19 protein-coding genes are annotated in these 18619 nt (G+C 71.8%); 4 read left to right on the forward strand and 15 right to left on the reverse strand.

All coding sequences use genetic code 11. The features are described 5' to 3' along the window. The first annotated feature begins 54 nt into the window (after window positions 1–54). Together aceB and BK819_RS09520 are read left to right on the forward strand one after the other, a co-directional pair. On the forward strand, window positions 55–1689 hold the full coding sequence (gene aceB, locus BK819_RS09515; RefSeq protein ID WP_071328932.1) for a malate synthase A: 1635 nt from the start codon (window positions 55–57) through the stop codon (window positions 1687–1689). 88 nt (window positions 1690–1777) lie between these two features. Further along, window positions 1778–2209, forward strand: a complete 432-nt coding sequence (locus tag BK819_RS09520) for a hypothetical protein (RefSeq protein ID WP_071328933.1) — start codon at window positions 1778–1780, stop codon at window positions 2207–2209. A gap of 16 nt (window positions 2210–2225) precedes the next feature. Here the strand turns inward: BK819_RS09520 and BK819_RS09525 are convergent, their stop codons facing one another. Further along, the gene (locus BK819_RS09525) at window positions 2226–2744 is read right to left on the reverse strand and encodes an Lrp/AsnC family transcriptional regulator (RefSeq protein ID WP_083391733.1); all 519 of its coding nucleotides are present in this window, start codon (window positions 2742–2744) and stop codon (window positions 2226–2228) included. A gap of 106 nt (window positions 2745–2850) precedes the next feature. Between BK819_RS09525 and ald the strand changes: the two genes are divergently transcribed. Continuing rightward, window positions 2851–3945, forward strand: a complete 1095-nt coding sequence (gene ald / locus BK819_RS09530; protein WP_071328935.1) for an alanine dehydrogenase — start codon at window positions 2851–2853, stop codon at window positions 3943–3945. 81 nt (window positions 3946–4026) lie between these two features. Further along, on the forward strand, window positions 4027–5229 hold the full coding sequence (locus tag BK819_RS09535) for a pyridoxal phosphate-dependent aminotransferase (protein WP_071328936.1): 1203 nt from the start codon (window positions 4027–4029) through the stop codon (window positions 5227–5229). Window positions 5230–5311: 82 nt separating this feature from the next. On the opposite strand, the gene BK819_RS09540 is transcribed toward BK819_RS09535, so the two are convergent. The 14 genes from BK819_RS09540 to BK819_RS09605 all read right to left on the reverse strand — a co-directional run bounded on the left by BK819_RS09540 (window position 5312) and on the right by BK819_RS09605 (window position 18608). Further along, window positions 5312–5713 (reverse strand): glyoxalase/bleomycin resistance/extradiol dioxygenase family protein, encoded by a 402-nt coding sequence (locus BK819_RS09540; protein WP_071328937.1) that lies wholly within the window; start codon window positions 5711–5713, stop codon window positions 5312–5314. A gap of 94 nt (window positions 5714–5807) precedes the next feature. Next, window positions 5808–7229, reverse strand: a complete 1422-nt coding sequence (locus BK819_RS09545) for a GntP family transporter (RefSeq protein WP_071328938.1) — start codon at window positions 7227–7229, stop codon at window positions 5808–5810. A gap of 39 nt (window positions 7230–7268) precedes the next feature. After that, window positions 7269–8159, reverse strand: a complete 891-nt coding sequence (locus BK819_RS09550) for an NAD(P)-dependent oxidoreductase (protein ID WP_071328939.1) — start codon at window positions 8157–8159, stop codon at window positions 7269–7271. After that, window positions 8156–9583, reverse strand: a complete 1428-nt coding sequence (locus BK819_RS09555; protein WP_071328940.1) for a four-carbon acid sugar kinase family protein — start codon at window positions 9581–9583, stop codon at window positions 8156–8158. Before BK819_RS09555 ends, BK819_RS09550 begins: the two co-directional genes overlap by 4 nt. Before the next feature lie 132 nt (window positions 9584–9715). Further along, window positions 9716–10426 carry a FadR/GntR family transcriptional regulator gene (locus BK819_RS09560; protein ID WP_083391734.1) on the reverse strand — a complete coding sequence of 237 codons (711 nt, stop codon included), beginning with the start codon at window positions 10424–10426 and terminating at the stop codon, window positions 9716–9718. Continuing rightward, on the reverse strand, window positions 10423–11553 hold the full coding sequence (locus tag BK819_RS09565; protein WP_071328941.1) for a UDP-N-acetylmuramate dehydrogenase: 1131 nt from the start codon (window positions 11551–11553) through the stop codon (window positions 10423–10425). The genes BK819_RS09560 and BK819_RS09565 overlap by 4 nt, the downstream gene beginning before the upstream one ends. After that, window positions 11550–11954: a MaoC/PaaZ C-terminal domain-containing protein gene (locus BK819_RS09570; RefSeq protein WP_062632840.1), complete on the reverse strand. Its 405-nt coding sequence runs from the start codon at window positions 11952–11954 to the stop codon at window positions 11550–11552. The genes BK819_RS09565 and BK819_RS09570 overlap by 4 nt, the downstream gene beginning before the upstream one ends. Then, the gene (locus tag BK819_RS09575; RefSeq protein ID WP_036292129.1) at window positions 11951–12406 is read right to left on the reverse strand and encodes a MaoC family dehydratase N-terminal domain-containing protein; all 456 of its coding nucleotides are present in this window, start codon (window positions 12404–12406) and stop codon (window positions 11951–11953) included. Before BK819_RS09575 ends, BK819_RS09570 begins: the two co-directional genes overlap by 4 nt. A gap of 60 nt (window positions 12407–12466) precedes the next feature. Then, a complete protein-coding gene (locus BK819_RS09580) occupies window positions 12467–13669 on the reverse strand; it encodes a glycerate kinase (RefSeq protein WP_071328942.1) in 1203 nt (400 codons plus the stop codon). Between the two features lie 99 nt (window positions 13670–13768). Next, on the reverse strand, window positions 13769–15328 hold the full coding sequence (locus BK819_RS09585) for an SLC13 family permease (RefSeq protein WP_071328943.1): 1560 nt from the start codon (window positions 15326–15328) through the stop codon (window positions 13769–13771). Then, window positions 15325–15984 (reverse strand): response regulator transcription factor, encoded by a 660-nt coding sequence (locus BK819_RS09590; protein ID WP_062632846.1) that lies wholly within the window; start codon window positions 15982–15984, stop codon window positions 15325–15327. The genes BK819_RS09585 and BK819_RS09590 overlap by 4 nt, the downstream gene beginning before the upstream one ends. Window position 15985: 1 nt before the next feature. Next, window positions 15986–17455 carry a cell wall metabolism sensor histidine kinase WalK gene (locus tag BK819_RS09595; protein WP_071329129.1) on the reverse strand — a complete coding sequence of 490 codons (1470 nt, stop codon included), beginning with the start codon at window positions 17453–17455 and terminating at the stop codon, window positions 15986–15988. Beyond that, the gene (locus BK819_RS16800; protein ID WP_071328944.1) at window positions 17448–17738 is read right to left on the reverse strand and encodes a hypothetical protein; all 291 of its coding nucleotides are present in this window, start codon (window positions 17736–17738) and stop codon (window positions 17448–17450) included. The genes BK819_RS09595 and BK819_RS16800 overlap by 8 nt, the downstream gene beginning before the upstream one ends. A gap of 72 nt (window positions 17739–17810) precedes the next feature. Next, window positions 17811–18608 (reverse strand): sulfite exporter TauE/SafE family protein, encoded by a 798-nt coding sequence (locus BK819_RS09605; protein ID WP_071328945.1) that lies wholly within the window; start codon window positions 18606–18608, stop codon window positions 17811–17813. Between the last annotated feature and the right edge of the window lie 11 nt (window positions 18609–18619).

Consider the following 18619-nt stretch of genomic DNA (forward strand, 5'->3'; position numbering starts at 1 on the left):
GCCCGGGGTCTCGACGACAACCCGGGGGCTCGGCATAAGGCAAAGGACACCATCATGACCACCGCACCGATTCAGACGACCCGGCAGGGGCCCGCGATCGAGATCACCGGCCCCATGCGCGACCGCTACGACGAGATCCTCACCCCGGAGGCGATCGCCTTCCTCACCGAGCTCCACCACCGGTTCGCCTCCCGCCGCCATGACCGGCTGGCCGACCGGATGCGTCGCCGCTTCGAGATCGGCAACGGGCACGACCCCCAGTTCCGCGAGGACACCGCGCACATCCGCCAGGACTCCACGTGGCGGGTCGCCGGCGCCGGCCCCGGGCTCGAAGACCGCCGCGTCGAGATCACCGGACCCACCGACCCGAAGATGACGATCAACGCCCTGAACTCCGGGGCTCGCGTCTGGCTCGCCGACCAGGAGGACGCCACGAGCCCGACCTGGAAGAACGTCATCGAGGGGCAGCTCTCCCTCCGCGACGCGATCCGCGGCAAGCTCTCCTTCACCTCCCCCGAGGGCAAGGAGTACCGCGTCACCGCCGAGCGCACCCCCACGATCGTGATGCGTCCGCGCGGGTGGCATCTGCCGGAGAAGCACCTCGCCTTCATCGACCGCTCCGGCCGCCGCACCTCGGCGTCCGGCTCCCTGGTCGACTTCGGCCTCTACTTCCTCCACAACGCGCAGGCGCTGATCGACGGCGGCCGCGGCCCGTACTTCTACATCGCGAAGCTCGAGTCGAGCGAAGAGGCGAAGCTGTGGGACGACGTGTTCTCGTTCAGCGAGGAGTACATCGGCATCCCGCACGGCACCATCCGCGCGACCGTGCTGATCGAGACGCTCCCGGCCGCGTTCGAGATGGACGAGATCCTGTACGAGCTGCGCGACCACTGCGCGGGCCTCAACGCCGGGCGCTGGGACTACATCTTCTCCATCATCAAGAACTACCGCGGCCGCGGCGCCCGCTTCGTGCTCCCCGACCGCAGCGAGGTCACGATGACGGTGCCGTTCATGCGGGCCTACACCGAGCTGCTCGTGCAGACGTGCCACAAGCGCGGCGCCTTCGCCATCGGCGGCATGAGCGCGTTCATCCCGAACCGCCGCGACCCTGAGGTGACAGCACGCGCGGTCGAGAAGGTGTCGGCCGACAAGAAGCGCGAGGCCGGAGACGGCTTCGACGGCACCTGGGTCGCCCACCCGGATCTGATCCCGACGGCGCAGGCCGAGTTCGACGCCGTGCTCGGAGACCGCCCGAACCAGGTCGACCGCCAGCGCGACGACGTGCACGTGGAGGCGCGCGACCTGCTCGACCTGCACATCGGTCGGCCGATCACGGCGCAGGGCGTGCGGGACAACGTCTCGGTCGCCATCCGCTACCTGGAGGCCTGGCTGCGCGGGCTCGGCGCCGTGGCGATCGACAACCTCATGGAGGATGCCGCGACCGCGGAGATCAGCCGCTCGCAGGTGTGGCAGTGGATCCACCAGGACCGCACCACGCAGGACGGCACGCCCATCACGGTCGAGTACGTCGAAGGGCTGATCGGCGAGGTGCTGGACGAGGTCGAGCGACGCGAGGGCGACCGCTTCGACGACGCCGCCGAGATCTTCCGCGAGGTCGCCCTCCGCGAGGAGTTCCCGACCTTCCTCACCCTGGGCGCCTACAGCCGGTTCCTGGTCGACGAGGACTGACGACGCCGGATGCCGCGGGCCGCCAGGCCCGCGGCATCCTCACGTCCCACCCGGCCCGCACGCTCCCTGCCGGGCGTAGCCTGGAGCCATGAGCGCCGTCTGGGACAGCATCGCCGAGGAGTTCCTGCACCTCTATCCGCGGGGGCGGCGGCTGGTCGCGGTCGCCGGGGCGGACGCCGAGCGTTCGCGCACGGCCGCGGATGGCCTGGCCACCGCTCTCACCGCCGCCGGCCAGACCGTCGAGCGCGCACACACCGCCGACGGGGAGGAAGCCGCCCTGCGCACCGACGTCGTGGGGCCGTTCCGCGCCACCGACAGCGATGCCGTGCTCCTCGTGTCCGGACCGGGCGCGATCGTGTCGCCGAGCGCACGCGGGATGTGGAACTACGTCCTCTGGCAGCTCGCCGGAGACGAGGCCCCGCACACCGCCGCGAACGCCCTGGTCGACGTGACCGATCCGGCCCATCCCACCCGGCGTTTCGCCGACTACTGCGCCGTCCCCTCCTCGTTCGAGACCTGAGTCGCCGCGCGCCGACTCAGTGGAACGACGCGGCGACCGAGTTGCGGTGGTAGTCGAACACGATGCTCGTGCGGGTCGATGCCACGCTGCTCTGCGCGGACAGGTGCTCGAGCACGAACTCGCGCATCTCCGACGAGTCGGCGACCGCGATGTGCAGGAGGAAGTCGTCGTCTCCGCCGAGGAAGAACACCTGGATCACCTGCGGCAGCGCGCGCACGCGATCCGCGAACTCGACGATGCTCTCCCGCCGGGCGGCCGGGCGCAGGCTGACGCCGATGATCGCCTGGAGTCCTGCGCCGAGCTCGCGTTCGTCGACGCTCGCATGGAACCCCGTGATGACCCCGCGCTCGATCAGCCCGCGCAGGCGTGCGTGCGCGGTCGACGGGGCGACTCCCAGTCGTCCGGCCAGCTCGGCGTTCGTCATCCTCCCGTCGGCGGTGAGGAGCTGCACGATCCGCGCGTCGATGGGGTCGAGCGCGGGGGCCCGAACGCTGTTCGGCTCGGACGACGCGGCGGCGGTGGTCATACGAAGCATTATTCAGGATCGAAGTCTTCACCGAAGAGTCTTCATCGAATCTGTCGATGTCTCGACGTTTCTGCGATCCTTGTCTGCACCCTGCGCCCCGACACCTGGAGGATCGATGAAGATCGGCGTCCCGACCGAAGTCAAGAACAACGAGAACCGCGTCGCCCTCACCCCGGCCGGCGCCGATCGGCTCGTGCGGGAAGGCCACCGGGTGCTCGTGCAGTCGGGTGCCGGCGTCGGGTCGAGCATCGATGACGACGCCTACCGCGCGGCCGGGGCGGAGATCGTCGCGACGGCCGCCGACGCGTGGGGCGAGGCCGATCTGCTCATCAAGGTCAAGGAGCCCGTGGCCGAGGAGTACGGCTTCCTCCGTCCCGACCTCACGCTGTTCACCTACCTTCACCTCGCGGCCGACCGCCCGCTGACCGAGGCGCTCGTCGCGGCCGGCACGACCGCTGTCGCCTACGAGACCGTGCAGCTGCCGGATCGCACCCTGCCGCTGCTCGTGCCGATGAGCGAGATCGCCGGCCGCCTCTCCGTCATCATGGGGTCCCACTCACTGCTGCGCTCGCAGGGCGGTCGCGGCATGCTGCTGGGCGGCATCGCCGGCACCCCGCGGGCGAAGACCGTCGTGATCGGCGGCGGCGTCGCGGGCGAGCACGCCGCTGCGAACGCGCTCGGCCTCGGCTCGAAGGTCACCGTCGTCGACGTGGCACTCCCCCGGCTGCGCGAGCTCGAGCACCGCTACGGCGGCGCGCTGGAGACGCGCGCGTCGAGCCGGTACGACATCGCCGAGGAGCTGACGACGGCGGACCTCGTGATCGGCTCGGTCCTCATCCCCGGCGCCGCGGCACCCAAGCTGGTGACCGACGACATGGTCGCGGCCATGAAGCCGGGGTCCGTGCTCGTCGACATCGCGATCGACCAGGGCGGGTGCTTCGAGGGCTCCCGTCCCACGACCCACGACGACCCGACTTTCGCCGTGCACGACTCGATCTACTACTGCGTCGCGAACATGCCGGGGGCCGTGCCGACGACCGCGACCCGGGCCCTGACGAACGCCACGCTCCCCTACGTCTCCGCGATCGCGGCGAAGGGCTGGGAGCGGGCGGCGTCCGAGGACGCCGCCCTCGCGAAGGGCCTCAACGTGCAGGGGGGACGCATCACGCTGGACGCCGTCGCTCAGGCGCACGGCCTCACGACCGACTGACCTGTCGAACCCGAAAGAACCTCGGATCTTGGCGTCATCCCACACCTCACCCGCCGCATCGACCCGAGTACGCTCGTAACCGTGACCGAACGCGCTCCACTCTCCCGCAAGCTGTCCGCCATCGCCGAGTCCGCGACCCTGAAGGTCGACGCCAAGGCCAAGGCCCTCAAGGCCGAGGGCAAGCCCGTCATCTCGTATGCCGCGGGCGAGCCCGACTTCGCCACGCCGCAGTTCATCGTGGATGCGGCGGCCGAGGCACTGGCCGACCCCGCGAGCTACCGGTACACCCCCGCTCCCGGGCTCCCGGCGCTGCGTGAGGCGATCGCCGCCAAGACGCTCCGCGACTCCGGACTCGAGGTCTCCCCCGGGCAGATCATCGTCACCAACGGCGGGAAGCAGTCGGTGTATCAGGCGTTCCAGGCGGTCGTGAACCCCGGCGACGAGGTGCTGCTCCCGGCCCCGTACTGGACGACCTACCCGGAGGCGATCCGTCTCGCCGACGGCACCCCCGTCGAGGTCTTCGCCGGCGCCGACCAGGAGTACAAGGTGACCGTCGAGCAGCTCGAGGCGGCGCGCACCGACCGCACCACCGTGCTCGTGTTCGTGTCGCCGTCGAACCCCACCGGCTCCGTGTACACCGCCGAGGAGACGAAGGCCATCGGCGAGTGGGCGGTGGAGCACGGCATCTGGATCATCAGTGACGAGATCTACCAGAACCTCACCTACGAGGGCGTGAAGGCGACCTCGATCGTGGAGGCCGTGCCGGAGGCCGCGAACCAGACGATCCTCGTCAACGGCGTCGCCAAGACCTACGCGATGACCGGCTGGCGTGTGGGCTGGATGGTGGGTCCGGCCGACGCCATCAAGATCGCCGGCAACCTGCAGTCGCACCTCACGAGCAACGTGAACAACGTCGCGCAGAAGGCGGCGATCGCGGCTCTCAACGGCCCGCAGGACGAGGCCGAGAAGATGCGCGAGGCCTTCGACCGCCGCCGTCAGCTCATCGTGTCGGAGCTGTCGAAGATCGACGGGCTCGTGGTCCCGAACCCGCTCGGCGCGTTCTACGTCTACCCCGACGTGCAGGGTCTGCTCGGTCGCACGTGGGGCGGCGTCACCCCGACGACGTCGCTGGAGCTCGCCGACCTCATCCTCGACCAGGCCGAGGTCGCCGTCGTCCCCGGTGAGGCCTTCGGTCCGTCGGGCTACATCCGCATGTCGTACGCGCTCGGCGACGACCAGCTCCTCGAGGGCGTGCAGCGCCTCCAGCGTCTGTTCTCTTCCTGACCCGAGACCCCGCTTTAGCGCCGAGACCCCCTCGTACCTGCGCAGGTACGAGGGGGTCTCGGCGCGAAGCCGGGGTCTCGGGTCAGTCCTCGGGATGGAAGCCGATCAGCCAGCGGATGCCGTAGCGGTCGACGAGGGTGCCGTCGACATCTCCCCACGGGCGCTGCTGCAGCGGATCGATCACCCGGCCAGCGGCGGAAAGCTCGTCGTACCAGCGGGTGAGCGTCCCTGGATCGGCGGTGCCGAGGAGCGAGAGGAACATCCCGCTCATCTGCACCGCGTCGTCATCGGCGCCCGCGTCGGCCCCGGCGAGTTCGACTGGCCCGCCGAGCTGGCCGTGCGCGACCGCGTCACCCGGACCGTCGTGACGACCGGCGCTCGCGTAGTCCATCAGCTGGAGCTCCCCTCCGAAGACGTCGCGGTAGTGGCCGAGCGCTTCTGCGGCGTTGCCGGGGAACAGCAGGTACGGGATCAGTCCGCTCATCCCGCGAGCGTAGTCGGCGGCGGCTCCGGCGGCCACCCGACGGGAACGACGAACGGCCGCCGCCCGGAGGCGACGGCCGTTCGTGCGAGCGCGGTCAGGAGACGGGGATCACCGCGTAGAGGATCCAGGTCAGCGCGAACCCGGCCACGCCGAGCACCGTCGTGAGCGGCGTCCAGGTGCGCAGGCCGTCCTTCACCGACAGACCGAGGTACCGCGTGACCACCCAGAAGCCCGAGTCGTTCACGTGGCTGAGACCGAGGCCTCCGTAGCCGATCGCGACCGCGAGCAGCGCGGTGTGCACGGTATCGAGTCCCATCGCGGAGACCGACGGCAGCAGGAGCCCTGCGGTGGTGGCGATCGCGACGGTGGCAGACCCCTGGGCGGCACGCATGATGAGCGAGATGAGGAAGGCCGCGAGCAGCAGAGGCATCCCGCTGGACGCGAGCACCTCGGCGACCGCTCCACCGATCCCGGTCTCGGTCAGGACCCGGCCGAAGGCACCACCGGCACCGGTGACGAGGATGATGACCGCGGCGGCCGGCAGCGCCGACTCCATGACCTCGCCGAGGTGCGCGGCCGACCAGCCGCGGCGCACGCCGAGCAGGTACATCGCGGCGGCGATCGCGACCATGAGGGCGAAGATCGGCTGACCGACCATGCTGAGGAACCCGTTCCAGAACGTGCCCGCCTCGAACAGCGGCGCGACCGCGGTACCGAGCATGATGAGCACGAGCGGCAGGAGGATGAGCCCGAGGACCGTGCCGGCACCCGGCGCCTTCTCGCCCTCGCCGAGCCCGCCGGTGAGCGTCGACTTCTCCGTGCCGAAGTTGTCGTACATCTCCTTGGTGGCCGCGAGCATCGCGAACTCGCGGGTGTTGATCCACTTCGCCACGAGGTAGGACAGCACGCCGAGGGGCACGGAGATCGCGAGGGAGAAGATCGTGACCCAGCCGATGTCGGCGCCGAGGATCGCGGAACCGCCGACGATGCCCGGGTGCGGGGGTACCGCGACGTGCACCGCGAGCATGATGCCCGCGACCGGCAGGCCGAACTTGATCGGGTTGAGACCGGCCACCTTCGAGAAGGCGAACACGATGGGGATGAGGATGATGAAGCCGGCGTCGAAGAACACCGGGATCGCCAGGATGCCGGCGGCGATGACGAGCGCGATGCCGACGCGCTTCGGGCCCAGCCAGCTGGTGAAGCGGCCGGCGAGCGACTCGGCGCCGCCGGACAGCTCGATGATCTTGCCGAGCATCGAGCCGAGGGCGACGAGCACCGCCACCGAGCCCAGCGTGCCGCCGACACCGGCGATGATCGCCTGGATGACGCCGAGCTGCTCGGGGGTATCGCCGTCGGCGGGGATCGTGGTCAGCGGCAGGCCTGCCGCGATGCCGACGATGATCGACACGAGGATGAGGGCGTAGAACGCCTGCATCTTGAACCGGATGATGAGCAGGAGCAGCAGGCCGAGGCCTGCCAGGCCGATCAGGATGAGGATCGGAAGAGGAAGCATCTCTGGATCTCTTCTTTCAGTGAGGGCGCGACGTCGCGCTCAGGACAGTCGTTCGGGTGCGACGACGCGGATGACGGCGGAGTCGTCCAGGGCGCCGAGGCCCTGCGCTTCGCCGAGGAGGAACAGCTGCTCGGCCGCGGCGGCGACCGGCGTGGACAGGTGCGCCCGGCGGGCGGCGTCGCCGACGATGCCGAGGTCCTTGACGAAGATGTCGAGGCGGCTGAGCACCTCGGCGCCGTCCTCGTCGTAGGCCTGCAGGGCGCGCGGACCGCGGTTGCCGAGCATGAAGGAGTTCGCGGCACCGGCCGTCAGCGCGTCCAGCGTGCGCGCGCGGTCCAGCCCGAGGGCGTCGGCGAGCGCGAGTGCCTCCGCGGCCGCGGCGATGTGCACGCCGCAGAGGAGCTGGTTGACGGTCTTCAGGGCCTGCCCGTCGCCGGGCTTGTCGCCGACGATGGACAGCGTGGAGGCGAGCTGGTCGAGCACGGGCTGCGCGGTCTCCAGAGCGCTCGGGGTGGCGCCGACGACGATGAGGAGGTCACCCTCCCCCGCACGGACCGGGCCACCGGAGAGCGGGGCGTCGACGAGCTGCGCACCGTGCGCGGCGAGCTGGGTGGCGATGGCGTCGATGCCGTCCGTGCCCACCGTGCTGGTGAGGATCACGACCGCGCCGTCGGCGAGGTGCGGGGCGAGCCCGTCCTCGCCGAAGAGCAGCGCCTCGAGCTGCTGGCCGGTCCGGACGGCGACGAGCACCGCGTCGGCACCGTCCACGGCGTCGGCTGCGGACGCCGCCGGCGTGACACCCGCCTCTGCGGCGAGGGCGACGCGTTCGGCGGCGATGTCGAAGCCGCGCACCGCGAAGCGCTCGGCGAGGCGGGTGGCCATCGGCAGCCCCATGGCGCCGAGTCCGATGACAGCGACGGTGGATGTCATGAGTGTCCTTCCGGGTTGTTTCCATCGTCGCCTGCGAGCGTGGCGACGACCGTGACGAGGGAGTCCGCGTCGCCGACGTTGCCGGCGAACACGACGTACGGGATGCCGACCGCGGGACCGGTCTCCGGCTGCCACAGCGAGACGAGGCCGGGCAGCATGGGGCCGAGCACGGTGGCCCGGCGGATCTCGAGGGCCTCGCTCGCGACATCACTGGAGGTGATGCCGCCCTTCGCGATGACGAAGCGGGGCGGGGCGATGGCGAGCACCCGACGCACGAGCTCGACCACGCCGCTGGAGATGCGGCGGGCGATCGCGAGGCTCTCGTCGCCGTCGGAGCCGGTGACGAGTTCGCGGGTGGTGTGCACGATCACGGTTCCCGTGGCGAGCGCCTCGGCGACGGCGTGGGCCTGCGTCTCGAGATGGGTCTCGCGCTCCGAGCCGATGAGGGCGCGCACGTCGAGCTCGATCGTGCGGGTGTTCGGCCGTGCCGCCGTGAGTGCTTCGAGCTGAGCGGTGGTGAGCGGCACGTGGCTGCCGACGACCACGAGACCGCCGCGGTCATGCGCGAAGGGGATGTCCTCCGCGCGCACCGGCTCGGCGATCTCCTGTCCGATATGCGCGCGCACGTAGGGCGGGCCGACCCGGAGGAGCACGTCGCGGTCCCGCAGTCGGTGCAGCGCGAGCGCGACGACGCGCATGTCCGATTCCTCGACTACGTCGACCGCGACGACCGCGCCGTCGGGCAGCGCCTCGAGGAAGCCGGCAACGGCGTCCACCCCGGCGCGGATGGTGCGGATGTCGAGACCCGCGACCTCCGGTGCCGGGATGCGTCCGCCCGTCTTCTCAGCGACCCACGCGCGAAGATCGGAGGAGGCGTAGCCGAAGGTCGCGTCCGCCGCGAAGGGCGTCTCGCCGACCGGGGTGGCCTCGCCGTCGGTGACCCAGTAGTGCACGGAGTCGACCGTGATGCGGCCGGCGTCGGGGAACGCGGGCATGAGCAGGGTCAGCGCGGGGGCGTGGCCCGTGCGGGATCCGATCTCCGCGGCGAGGACGTCGGTCTCGAGCGGGAAGTGGCCGCGCAGCGTCGAGTCGCCCCGGGAGACGAACGTGACGCGCCGCCCCTGCGCCTCGGCGGCGGCGAGGGCCACGTCGACGATCTCGCGGTTGCGGGCGGCGGCGGCGTCCTCGTCGAGGGACCGGGTGTTCGTGAGCACATACACGGCGGCGGCGCCGGTCGCGAGAGCCTCGTCCAGATCGGCGCGCTCCCATCGGGTGAGGACCGGGAGGTTCGCGACCGACTGCGTGCCGGTCGGGTCGTCGTCGAGGACGAGGAGCACGTCGGTGGGGTCGACCTCGGTGCGGACATCGGCCGCGGTGACGGCGACGGGTGCGGGCAGGGGGGCCAGCAGGTCGTCGATGTGCACACGAACTCCTTCGTTCCGGAGATGGCCCGTGGTGGGGGCCACGGACCGGGGATCTGCACCGTTATCCGATATCAGATAACGATGAGCGTACCCCACGATCACGCCGACTCCAAACCGATGGCAGCCGTGCGGTCAGCGACCGTGGACGTAGTTCAGCAGGTCGTCTCGGGTCTGGCGCATGTGGCTGCGCATCGCCTGGCGGGCGGCCGCACCGGACCCGGTCCGCATCGCCTCCAGCACCGCCGCGTGCTCGGCCAGCGCGTGCTCGCGGATGTCCGGGATGGCACTGGTCTCGCTGCGAGTCGCCTGCAGCATCGTCGTCAGGGGGCGCATCGAGGCGACGAGGATGCGGTTCTCCGCCGCGCGGATGATCACGTCGTGGAAGGCGAGGTCCGCGGCCACGAAGGCGTCCACGTCGGCCCGCTCGTGCGCCGCCTGCATCTCCGCGAGGAGCGCGGCCATCTCGGCGAGGTGCTCTTCCGTGCGCCGCCCCGCCGCGAACTCGGCCGCCCCGGTCTCGAACATCATGCGCATCTCGAGCATCTCCAGCGAGGAGCGCTCCCGAGCACCCGCGCTCTGGGCGTGCCGCACGACCGCGTCGAGGCCCGTCCACTCGTCGGTCGGCGCGATGCGGTGTCGCGTGCCCGGCACCGCGACGATCACGCCCTGCGCCTGCAGGAGGCGGACGCCCTCGCGCATCGTGAGGCGGGAGACCCCGAACTGCTCCGCCAGCTCCCCCTCGGGAGGCAACGGCTGTCCGGCTTCGAGCCGACCCGCGATGATCGCATCGAGCAGTCCGTCCACGACGGCCTGCGTCCGCGACACCCGCTCGACCTTCGTCACAGGTCGACGCCCACCAGCACGGGCTCCGGCTGCAGCACCAGACCGAATTCGGCGTGCACGCGGTTCTGGATGAAGCGGGCGAGCTCGGCGACCTCGGCCGCCGTGGCGCCACCCCGGTTGGTGAGCGCCAGCGCGTGCTTGGTCGAGACGGACGCCCGCGAGCGGGGCAGCGTGAACCCCTTGCGGATGCCGGCCTGCTCGATGAGCCAGGCGGCGCTCACCTTCACGTCCGGGGCCTCGGTCTTCGTCGGCGGCACGTGTCCGTCGTAGGAGGCGAGGGGGATGACGGTCACGGCATCGAGGTCAGGGGCGACCGGCCAACGCGGGCACTCCGGCGGGAGGGACCGGGCCTGGGCGGCCGTGACGATCGCGTTCTGGAAGAAGGAGCCGACCCCGTGCGTATCCGGGTCGTCGGCGTCGAGCAGCATGCCCTTCGATGCGCGCGTGGCGAGGATGCGCTCTCGGACCCATGTCAGGGGCACCGGGGTGTCGTCGGTCAGACCGAGAGCGCGGCGCAGCTGCTCCCCACGGACCACGCGTTCGCGGGCGACGAGGAGATCGACCGTGAGAGACAGGATCACGGCCCGGCGCTGCGGCGCGCTCCCGTGATGGTGCTTGAGCACCGAGGTGCGGAATCCGAGCCCGAGCTCGGTCGCCGGAACAGTGGAGATCTCGCCGGAGTCCTCGTCGATCAGCTCGACCTCGACCAGGGTCTCCTGGATCTCCTGTCCGTAGGCGCCGATGTTCTGCACGGGCGCTGCGCCGACCGTGCCGGGGATGCCGCTCATGGCTTCGAGCCCGGCGTAGCCCCGCTCGACCGCGTAGGAGACCAGGTCGTCCCAGCCGTGTCCGGCCTGCGCGCGCAGGCGGAGGCGGCCGGCGTGCGGCGACGGGAGCTCCTCGATGCCGCTCGTCCGGATGCGGATGACGGTGCCCTCGAACGGCTCGTCGCCCACGAAGAGGTTCGACCCCCCTCCGAGCACCAGCCAGGGGTCGCCCTCCGCCCAGGTCTCCCGGAGGACGGCGACGAGCTCCGCCGTCGTCGTCGCCTCGCGCATGCGCGCGGGGGCGGCGCCGGTGCGGAGCGTGGTGAGCTCGGACAGCCGGATCGGCTCGACGTCGCTCATCGGACGGCGACGCGCAGCTGCGCCTTGACGAGCACGGTGGTGTCGCCGGTCGTGACCTTGAGGTCGATGCGCGCGGACTCCTCGTCCACCGCGCCGACCGTCGCGACGACGTGCACGTCGGCGCCGGTCTCGGGGTCGACCACCACGGGCTTGGTGAAGCGCACGCCGTAGTCGAGGATCCGGGTCTGCGGGTCGAGCGCCGCCACGACCACCGAGGAGGCGATGCCCATGGTCAGCATGCCGTGCGCGAGCACGCCGGGAAGGCCCACCGCGGCGGCGACGTCGTCGCGGTAGTGGATCGGGTTGAAGTCTCCGGAGGCACCGGCATAGCGGACGAGCGACTCTCTCGTCAGGTGCACGGTGCGCTCGGCCAGCACGTCTCCCACGGTGAACGCGCTCATGCGGTCTCCTCCTCGGCACCGACGAGCAGGACGCTGGTGGCGGTGACGACATGCGCGCCCCCGTCGTCGGTGATCTCGGCCTCGCTCGTGATCATGGCGTTGCCGCCCATCATGCGGATGCCGGTGACGCGCAGCTGCGCCGTCAGCTCGTCTCCCGCGACGATCGGCCTGGTGTAGCGGAACCGCTGCTCGGCGTGGATGGTGCGCGCCAGGACGATGCCGGAATCCGGCTCGGCCAGCAGCTGCTGCAGCGTGAGGTCCTGCAGGACCATCGCGAAGGTCGGCGGCGCGACGACGTCGGCGAAGCCCGCCGCACGGGCGGCCTCGACGTCGGTGTGCTGGGGGGCGTCGGCGAAGACGGCGCGCGCGAACTCGCGCACCTTCTCCCGCCCGACGAGGTAGGGGGCGGTCGGCGGGAACTCCCGGCCGACGAGTTCTTGGTTCACTGCCACCCGTCGATCCTACCGAGGGCGACGGACGGCCCGCCGCGCGGCGGGCCGTCCGAAAAGCCCTCAGGCGGCTCTGGCCGACATCGCCGAGCCGAGCAGGACGAGACGCATGGTGCGCTCGGCAGCATCACGGAGCAGCTCCTCCCCGTGCTCCACCGCCTCCTCCAGCGGCATCGGCACGGTGAGGATGGAGGCGATCGCGTCGATGCCGATGTCGTGCACGGCCGGGGCGCCGCGTCCGAGCGAACCCGCCAGACCGAGCACCGGCACCCCGGCGACGCGGGCGCGCATCGCGATCTCCGCCGGGACCTTGCCGCGCGGCGTCTGGAAGTCGATCGCGCCCTCCGCCGTGATCACGAGGTCCGCCTCCCCCATCAGCGCGTCGAGGTCGTGCGGCATCAGCCCGCCGTCGAGGAGCACCTCGAAGCGGGGTGCGAGCCGGGCGCCGAAAGCGGCGGCGAGCCCCGCACCGAGCCCTCCGGAGGCGCCGGTCCCCCCACCGGTACGCACGTCCATCCCGCCTCCGAAGGGGCTCTGCTCCTCCAGCAGCGTGGCCCAGGCGTCGAGCGCGTCCGAGAGCCGCTCGACCTCCGCCGGCGACGCCCCCTTCTGCGGGCCGAACACCCTGGCCACCCCGCGAGGACCGCAGAGCACGTTGTGGATGTTGCAGGCGAGGACCATCTCGACTTCGGCGAGCCGCGGGTGCACGCCCGAGAAATCGAGGGATGCGGCCTCCGCCAGATGTCCGCCGCCCGCTGGGACGACACGGCCCGCCCGGTCGAGGATGCGCACGCCCAGCGCCGACAAGGCACCCGCTCCCCCATCACTCGTCCCCGAGTCGCCGCAGCCGACCACGATGCGCTCGGCGCCGTCGTCGAGGGCCGCGGCGATGAGCTGTCCGACCCCGGAGGTCGTGGTGGCCGCCGGATCGCGACGGTCGCGCGGCACGAGTCGGAGCCCGGCCGCGGCCGCCATCTCCACCACCGCGGTCCCGCGCGCCGCCCCTCCGAGGCGCGCCCAGTGCGCCACCACCGGTTCCCCGACCGGTCCGGTCACGGTCGCGGGCACGAGCGCGCCCCCGGTGCTCGCGGCGAGCGCGGCCGCCGTCCCCTCGCCGCCGTCCGGTACGGGGAACTCGTCGACGCGCACGCCGGGGATGACGCGGCGCACGCCGGCCGCGATGGCTCGGGCCACGGCGTCGGCGCCGAGGCTCTCCTTGAAGCCGCTCGGGGCGACGAGGATGCGCTGGGGAGCGTGGATGGACATGAGGACCTCCTTCTGCGCCCGGGGGCGCGAGACAGCCCGGGTGCGGGCACGACGGACACCGGTACGCCGGCGGCGCACGCGGAACAGCGGTGACGGTGGTCAGCGCAGCAGCGGCAGACCCTGGAGCGGCCAGATCCAGAGGGCGAAGACAGCCACGAGGACGAACATGGCCGGCGCGAGCACCACGGACAGCCGGCGCAGGTCGGAGGCATCGAAGCCGCCGGAGACGACCTCGGGATCGGCGAACATCGCGACCGGTTTGGCGGAGCTCGGCAGGGTGTGGCAGAACCCGGCCGCCGCCGTCGATGCGAAGGCGGCGGCCATGGGCTCCACGCCGAGTCCCGGTGCGAGGGCGATCACCGCGGGGATGATCGCGGCCGAGCGCGCGGAACGGGAGGGGATGAGCAGGTGCGCGAGCGTGGACAGGGCGATCACGGCGAGGAGGAAACCGACGGCACCCGCCGCTCCGAGCCCGCGTAGAGGCTCGAGGGCGGTCGTGCTGAGCCAGGCGGCCGCCCCCGAGTCGGTGAGCGCCGTGGCGAGCGCGAGTGTAGCGGCCAGGAACAGCAGCAGCGACCAGGGCACGCGCGCGACCGCGGCCGGGAGGGTGGTGCAGCCGATGCCCGGGGTGACGGCCGCGACGGCACCGAACAGCGCGACGAGCGCCGGGGGGATCCCGTGCAGAGGCTCACTGCTCCACAGCACGATCGCCGCGCCGACGAGGAGGGCCGCGCGGCGCTCCAGCGCGGTGAGGGGACCGGTCACCTGCCGGCCGGCGGCCTTCTCGATGTCGTCCGTGGTCACCCGCACCGGGGCGGCGCGGTCGTCGCGGTCGACGAAGCGCCAGAGGATGAGCTCCGCAGCCAGATGAGACGAGACCACCGCCAGCGGCAGTCCGAGCCACAGCCACGAGAGGAAGGAGAAGCCGGACTCTCCCGCCGCCCGCAGGAGCTGATCGGTGATGATGTGCGCTCCGGCGCCGAGCAGCGAGGCGACGGCCGAGAGGAGCACCACCGTCGGCATGAGCAGCGCGAGGGCCCGGATGACGCGCCCTCGCCCGTCGAGCGCCGTCGACAGGGCTCCGAAGACCGGGACCGCGAGCGCCGCCCTCCCTGACGTCGCGGGCACCGCGAAGGCCGAGAGGGTGAGCGCGACGGTCGTGAGGTGGAACAGGCTGCGGGGGCCACGAGCGAAACGGACGAGGTGCGCGGCCGCGCGCAGCGGGAGCCCGGAGGTCGAGACCGCTGCCGCCATCACGAACGCGCCGATCAGCAGCCAGATCGTCTCGTCTCCGAGGGATGCGAAGAACTCGTCGACCGGGAGGACGCCGGCGACGATGAGCGCGATCGCCGCGAGGAACGCCACCAGGGTGTCATCGAGACGCGTCGCGCTCCACGCCCAGACCGCGAGGAGGAACACCGTCAGCGTGACGGCGATCGGCACCGTGATCCCGCGCACGCTCGCGCCCGGGCCCAGTGCGCCGATGACCATCGCCGCGCCCATCGCCACGACGAGCACGAGACCGATGAGGCGCAGGGCGCGTCGCGGCTTCGCCGCATCCGGACGGTGGATGATCGGGAGGGGGTCGGTGCGTCGCGGAGGAACGGTCGCGAAGCGGGTGCGTGCCGCCGAGGCGGGAAGAGCGACGGGATCGTTCATCGGAACCGGTACCCCGCACCCCGCACCGTCTCGATGCGGTCGGTCCCGATCTTGCCGCGGAGCGCGCGCACATAGACGTCGACGACGTTGGACGCGGGATCGAAGTCCATCCCCCAGACGTGGCCGATGAGCTGGTCGCGGGAGAGCACCTGACCGGCGTTCTGCAGGAAGACCTCCAGCAGCGCGAACTCGCGGGACGTCAGCTCGCGCACCTCGCCGGCGACGGTCACCGTCCGCGACCGCACGTCCACGCTGACGTCGCCATGTGTGAGCGCGGCCCCGCCGCTGCGGCCCTCCCCGTCGCCGATCCGCAGCCGCACGCGGGCGAGCAGCTCGGCGAACTGGAACGGCTTGGTCATGTAGTCGTTCGCGCCCCCTTCGAGACCTCGCACGGTATCGATCACGGAGTCCCGTGCCGTGAGGATGACGACCGGCGTGGAGACCCCCTCGCCGCGGAGGTGGGCGAGGACGTCGAAGCCGTCGATGCCGCCGAGGCCGATGTCGAGGACGACGAGGTCGAACAGCCCGCTGCGGGCCATGAGCAGTGCGGTGTGGCCGTCGGTCGCGTCGGCGGTGTCGTAGCCCGCGGCGCGGAGTCCGCGACGGACGAAGGAGGTGATGTGCGGATCGTCCTCCGCGATGAGGATGCGGCGCATGTCAGCTCTTCCCTTCGATCTCGCCGGTGTCCAGGACGGGTGCGGGCACGTCGATCCCGAACGTGGCCCCCTCGCCCAGCACGCTGTCGACCCAGGCGGAGCCGCCGTGCCCGTCGGTGATGGCCCGCACGATCGCGAGGCCGAGCCCGGAGCCGCGTCGCGCACCGGCGCTGTCCCCGCGGGTGAACCGGTCGAAGATGCGCTCGGCGTCGGCCGGTGCCACACCGGGACCGGTGTCCTGCACCCACAGCCGCAGCCGCCGCTCGGGGCCGTCCCCCTCGAAGCGCGAGCCGATCCGGATCGTGTCGCCGTCCGCGGTGACCTGGACCGCGTTGGCGGCGAGCTGGAGCACCGCCTGCGTCACGCGCTGCGGATCGAGGGGGACGACGCCTTCGGCGACCTCCATCAACTGCCAGCGTCGCTCGCCCAGCATCTGCGCCTTCGCCTCGATGTCGAGTGTGAGGGTCGCGATGTCGCAGGCGGCGAGGCGCACGAAGTCGGGCTGTTCCGCGCGCGCCAGCACCAGGAGGTCCGTGACGATCCGGCTCATGCGGTCCAGTTCCTCGCTGACGAGGCGCAGGGTCGCCGCGCGCTCCTCGGGGTCTTCGCTGAGGAGCTCGAGGTGACCGCGGACGATCGTGATCGGCGTGCGCAACTCATGACCCGCGTCGTCGACGAAGCGCTGCTGCGTGGCGTGCACGGCCTCCAGCCGGTCGAGCATCTGATTGAACGTCGTGGCGACGGCGGCGATGTCGTCGCTGCCTTCGACGGGGACGCGCGCGGTGAGGTCGTGCTCGCCGATGTCCCGCGCCACGCGATAGACCTCCCGGACCGGCGCGAGGATCTGACCGGCGACGAGCCAGGCGACGCCGGAGCTGAGGAGCACCCCGATGAGGGCGACCCAGGCGATCGCCCCGAAACTGCGGTCGACCTGTGCGCGCGGCTCCGCGGTGAACTGCACGATGAGCACCGCTCCGTCCTGTCCTCCGCCCGTGAAGTCCATCCGTCCCCAGCGGACCGGGCCGGTCTCGGGCGTCGCCAAGGCTCCTGAGACCGCGGTGTCCGTGAGCATCCGCTCCACCAGCGCCGCGTGGGTCTCCAGCGTGCGCGCGCCGCCGTCCTCGGCGACCGCGATCGGGGTGCCGTCGAGGGCCGCGATGACGACCTCGTCCTCGTGCACGGACTGGCGGGCGACGTACTCCCGCAGCAGCTCCTCGGCGGTCGTGAGCCCTCCCGATGCGGCGTCCTCCGCGAAACGCGCGAACTCCGCCGCCTCCTGCTCGATCTCGCCGTTCGCCGTCTGCTCGACCGCGGCGAGGAAGACGCTGCGGCCGATGAGCCCGATCGCCAGCACGGTGATCATGGTGCTGAGGATGATCCAGAGCGTGATCCGCCAGCGGGCGGGGAGCGTGCGGCGGCGCAGGGTGCGCAGCGGGGCGCCGGGTCTCTGCGGGGCCTGGGGCTCAGTCATCGTCGCCTCCGTCGTCGTCATCGTCGTCGTCCACCGGCGGAGCCGGTGCGGGAGCCGGCGCGGGGGCCGGCGCGGGCGGCGGGGCGGGGGCGGGGGCGACCGACTCCGTGGGTGTCGGCGTGGGAACGGGCGTCGGCGTCGGCGTCGCGAGCCGGACGGTGAGCGGGGTATCCGGCAGCCGGGGGGACGCCGGCATCTGCGCGAGCGCGACACTCCCGATCGCGAACGCCACGGGCACCGCGATCAGCGCGCCGGGGATCAGGATGCGTCGTGCGGTGCTCATGCCTCCATCGTGCCCGGGGCGGATGAGGAGGAGATGAGGTGAGGATGAAGATCTCTTCATCCTCACGGACGGTCAGCCGCGCCGACGCCCGCGGACGGCCTTGAGGGCCATCTGCACCGCGATCACGACGAGGTAGGCGGCGAAGAGGAGGTTGCCGACCGTCGGGTCGACGACGGTCGCCAGCCAGGCGCCGAGGGCCGTCGTGGTGCACGCCGAGACGCCGATGAGCAGCGCGGCCAGGAGATCGACGTTGCGGTTGCGGAGATTGCCGACCGTGCCGGAGAGCGCGGTCGGGATCATCATGAGCAGCGAGGTGCCCTTGGCGACGAGGTCGCTCGTGCCGAACGCGAGCATGAGCACCGGGACGACGATCACACCGCCGCCCACGCCGATGAGCCCGGCCAGGACGCCCGTGCCGACGCCGACGGCCACCAGGGCGATCGCGGTCAGCCAGGTGAGCTCGAAGACGGCGTCGCGCGAGGGGATGACGAGGAAGAGACTCACGATCACGACGATGAGGAAGCCGACGAAGCCCCAGCGGAGGGCGGTCTGCGAGATCCGCGGGAGCAGGCGGGTGCCGATCTGCGCGCCGACCACGGCCCCGGCGGCGAGGATCAGCGCCGGGATCCAGGCGACGGAGCCCGACGCCGCGTACGAGATGACCCCGACGGTCGCCGTCGGGACGATCGCCGCCAGCGACGTCCCGGCCGCCAGCCGCTGGTCGAACGCGAGCAGGAGCACCAGCAGCGGGACGATGACGGTGCCGCCGCCGACGCCGAAGAGACCGGAGAGGAGGCCGGCGAGAAGGCCGATGCCGATGAATGCCGCGTAGGCGCGGGGCCCGCGTTTCAGGACCGTCGCATCGTTCACCGGATCAGCCT

Origin of the sequence: Microbacterium sp. LCT-H2 (genome assembly GCF_001866135.1) — a bacterium.
GTDB lineage: Bacteria > Actinomycetota > Actinomycetes > Actinomycetales > Microbacteriaceae > Microbacterium.

Coding starts and splice junctions, on each gene's coding strand:
- BK819_RS09540 (WP_071328937.1), bottom strand. CDS start 5,713: ATGAGCGGACTGATCCCGTACCTGCTGTTCCCCGGCAACGCCGCAGAA.
- BK819_RS09580 (WP_071328942.1), bottom strand. CDS start 13,669: ATGTCCATCCACGCTCCCCAGCGCATCCTCGTCGCCCCGAGCGGCTTC.
- BK819_RS09595 (WP_071329129.1), bottom strand. CDS start 17,455: ATGACTGAGCCCCAGGCCCCGCAGAGACCCGGCGCCCCGCTGCGCACC.
- BK819_RS09570 (WP_062632840.1), bottom strand. CDS start 11,954: ATGAGCGCGTTCACCGTGGGAGACGTGCTGGCCGAGCGCACCGTGCAC.
- ald (WP_071328935.1), top strand. CDS start 2,851: ATGAAGATCGGCGTCCCGACCGAAGTCAAGAACAACGAGAACCGCGTC.
- BK819_RS09565 (WP_071328941.1), bottom strand. CDS start 11,553: ATGAGCGACGTCGAGCCGATCCGGCTGTCCGAGCTCACCACGCTCCGC.
- BK819_RS09525 (WP_083391733.1), bottom strand. CDS start 2,744: ATGCTTCGTATGACCACCGCCGCCGCGTCGTCCGAGCCGAACAGCGTT.
- BK819_RS09585 (WP_071328943.1), bottom strand. CDS start 15,328: ATGAACGATCCCGTCGCTCTTCCCGCCTCGGCGGCACGCACCCGCTTC.
- aceB (WP_071328932.1), top strand. CDS start 55: ATGACCACCGCACCGATTCAGACGACCCGGCAGGGGCCCGCGATCGAG.
- BK819_RS09590 (WP_062632846.1), bottom strand. CDS start 15,984: ATGCGCCGCATCCTCATCGCGGAGGACGATCCGCACATCACCTCCTTC.
- BK819_RS09550 (WP_071328939.1), bottom strand. CDS start 8,159: ATGACATCCACCGTCGCTGTCATCGGACTCGGCGCCATGGGGCTGCCG.
- BK819_RS09520 (WP_071328933.1), top strand. CDS start 1,778: ATGAGCGCCGTCTGGGACAGCATCGCCGAGGAGTTCCTGCACCTCTAT.
- BK819_RS09545 (WP_071328938.1), bottom strand. CDS start 7,229: ATGCTTCCTCTTCCGATCCTCATCCTGATCGGCCTGGCAGGCCTCGGC.
- BK819_RS16800 (WP_071328944.1), bottom strand. CDS start 17,738: ATGAGCACCGCACGACGCATCCTGATCCCCGGCGCGCTGATCGCGGTG.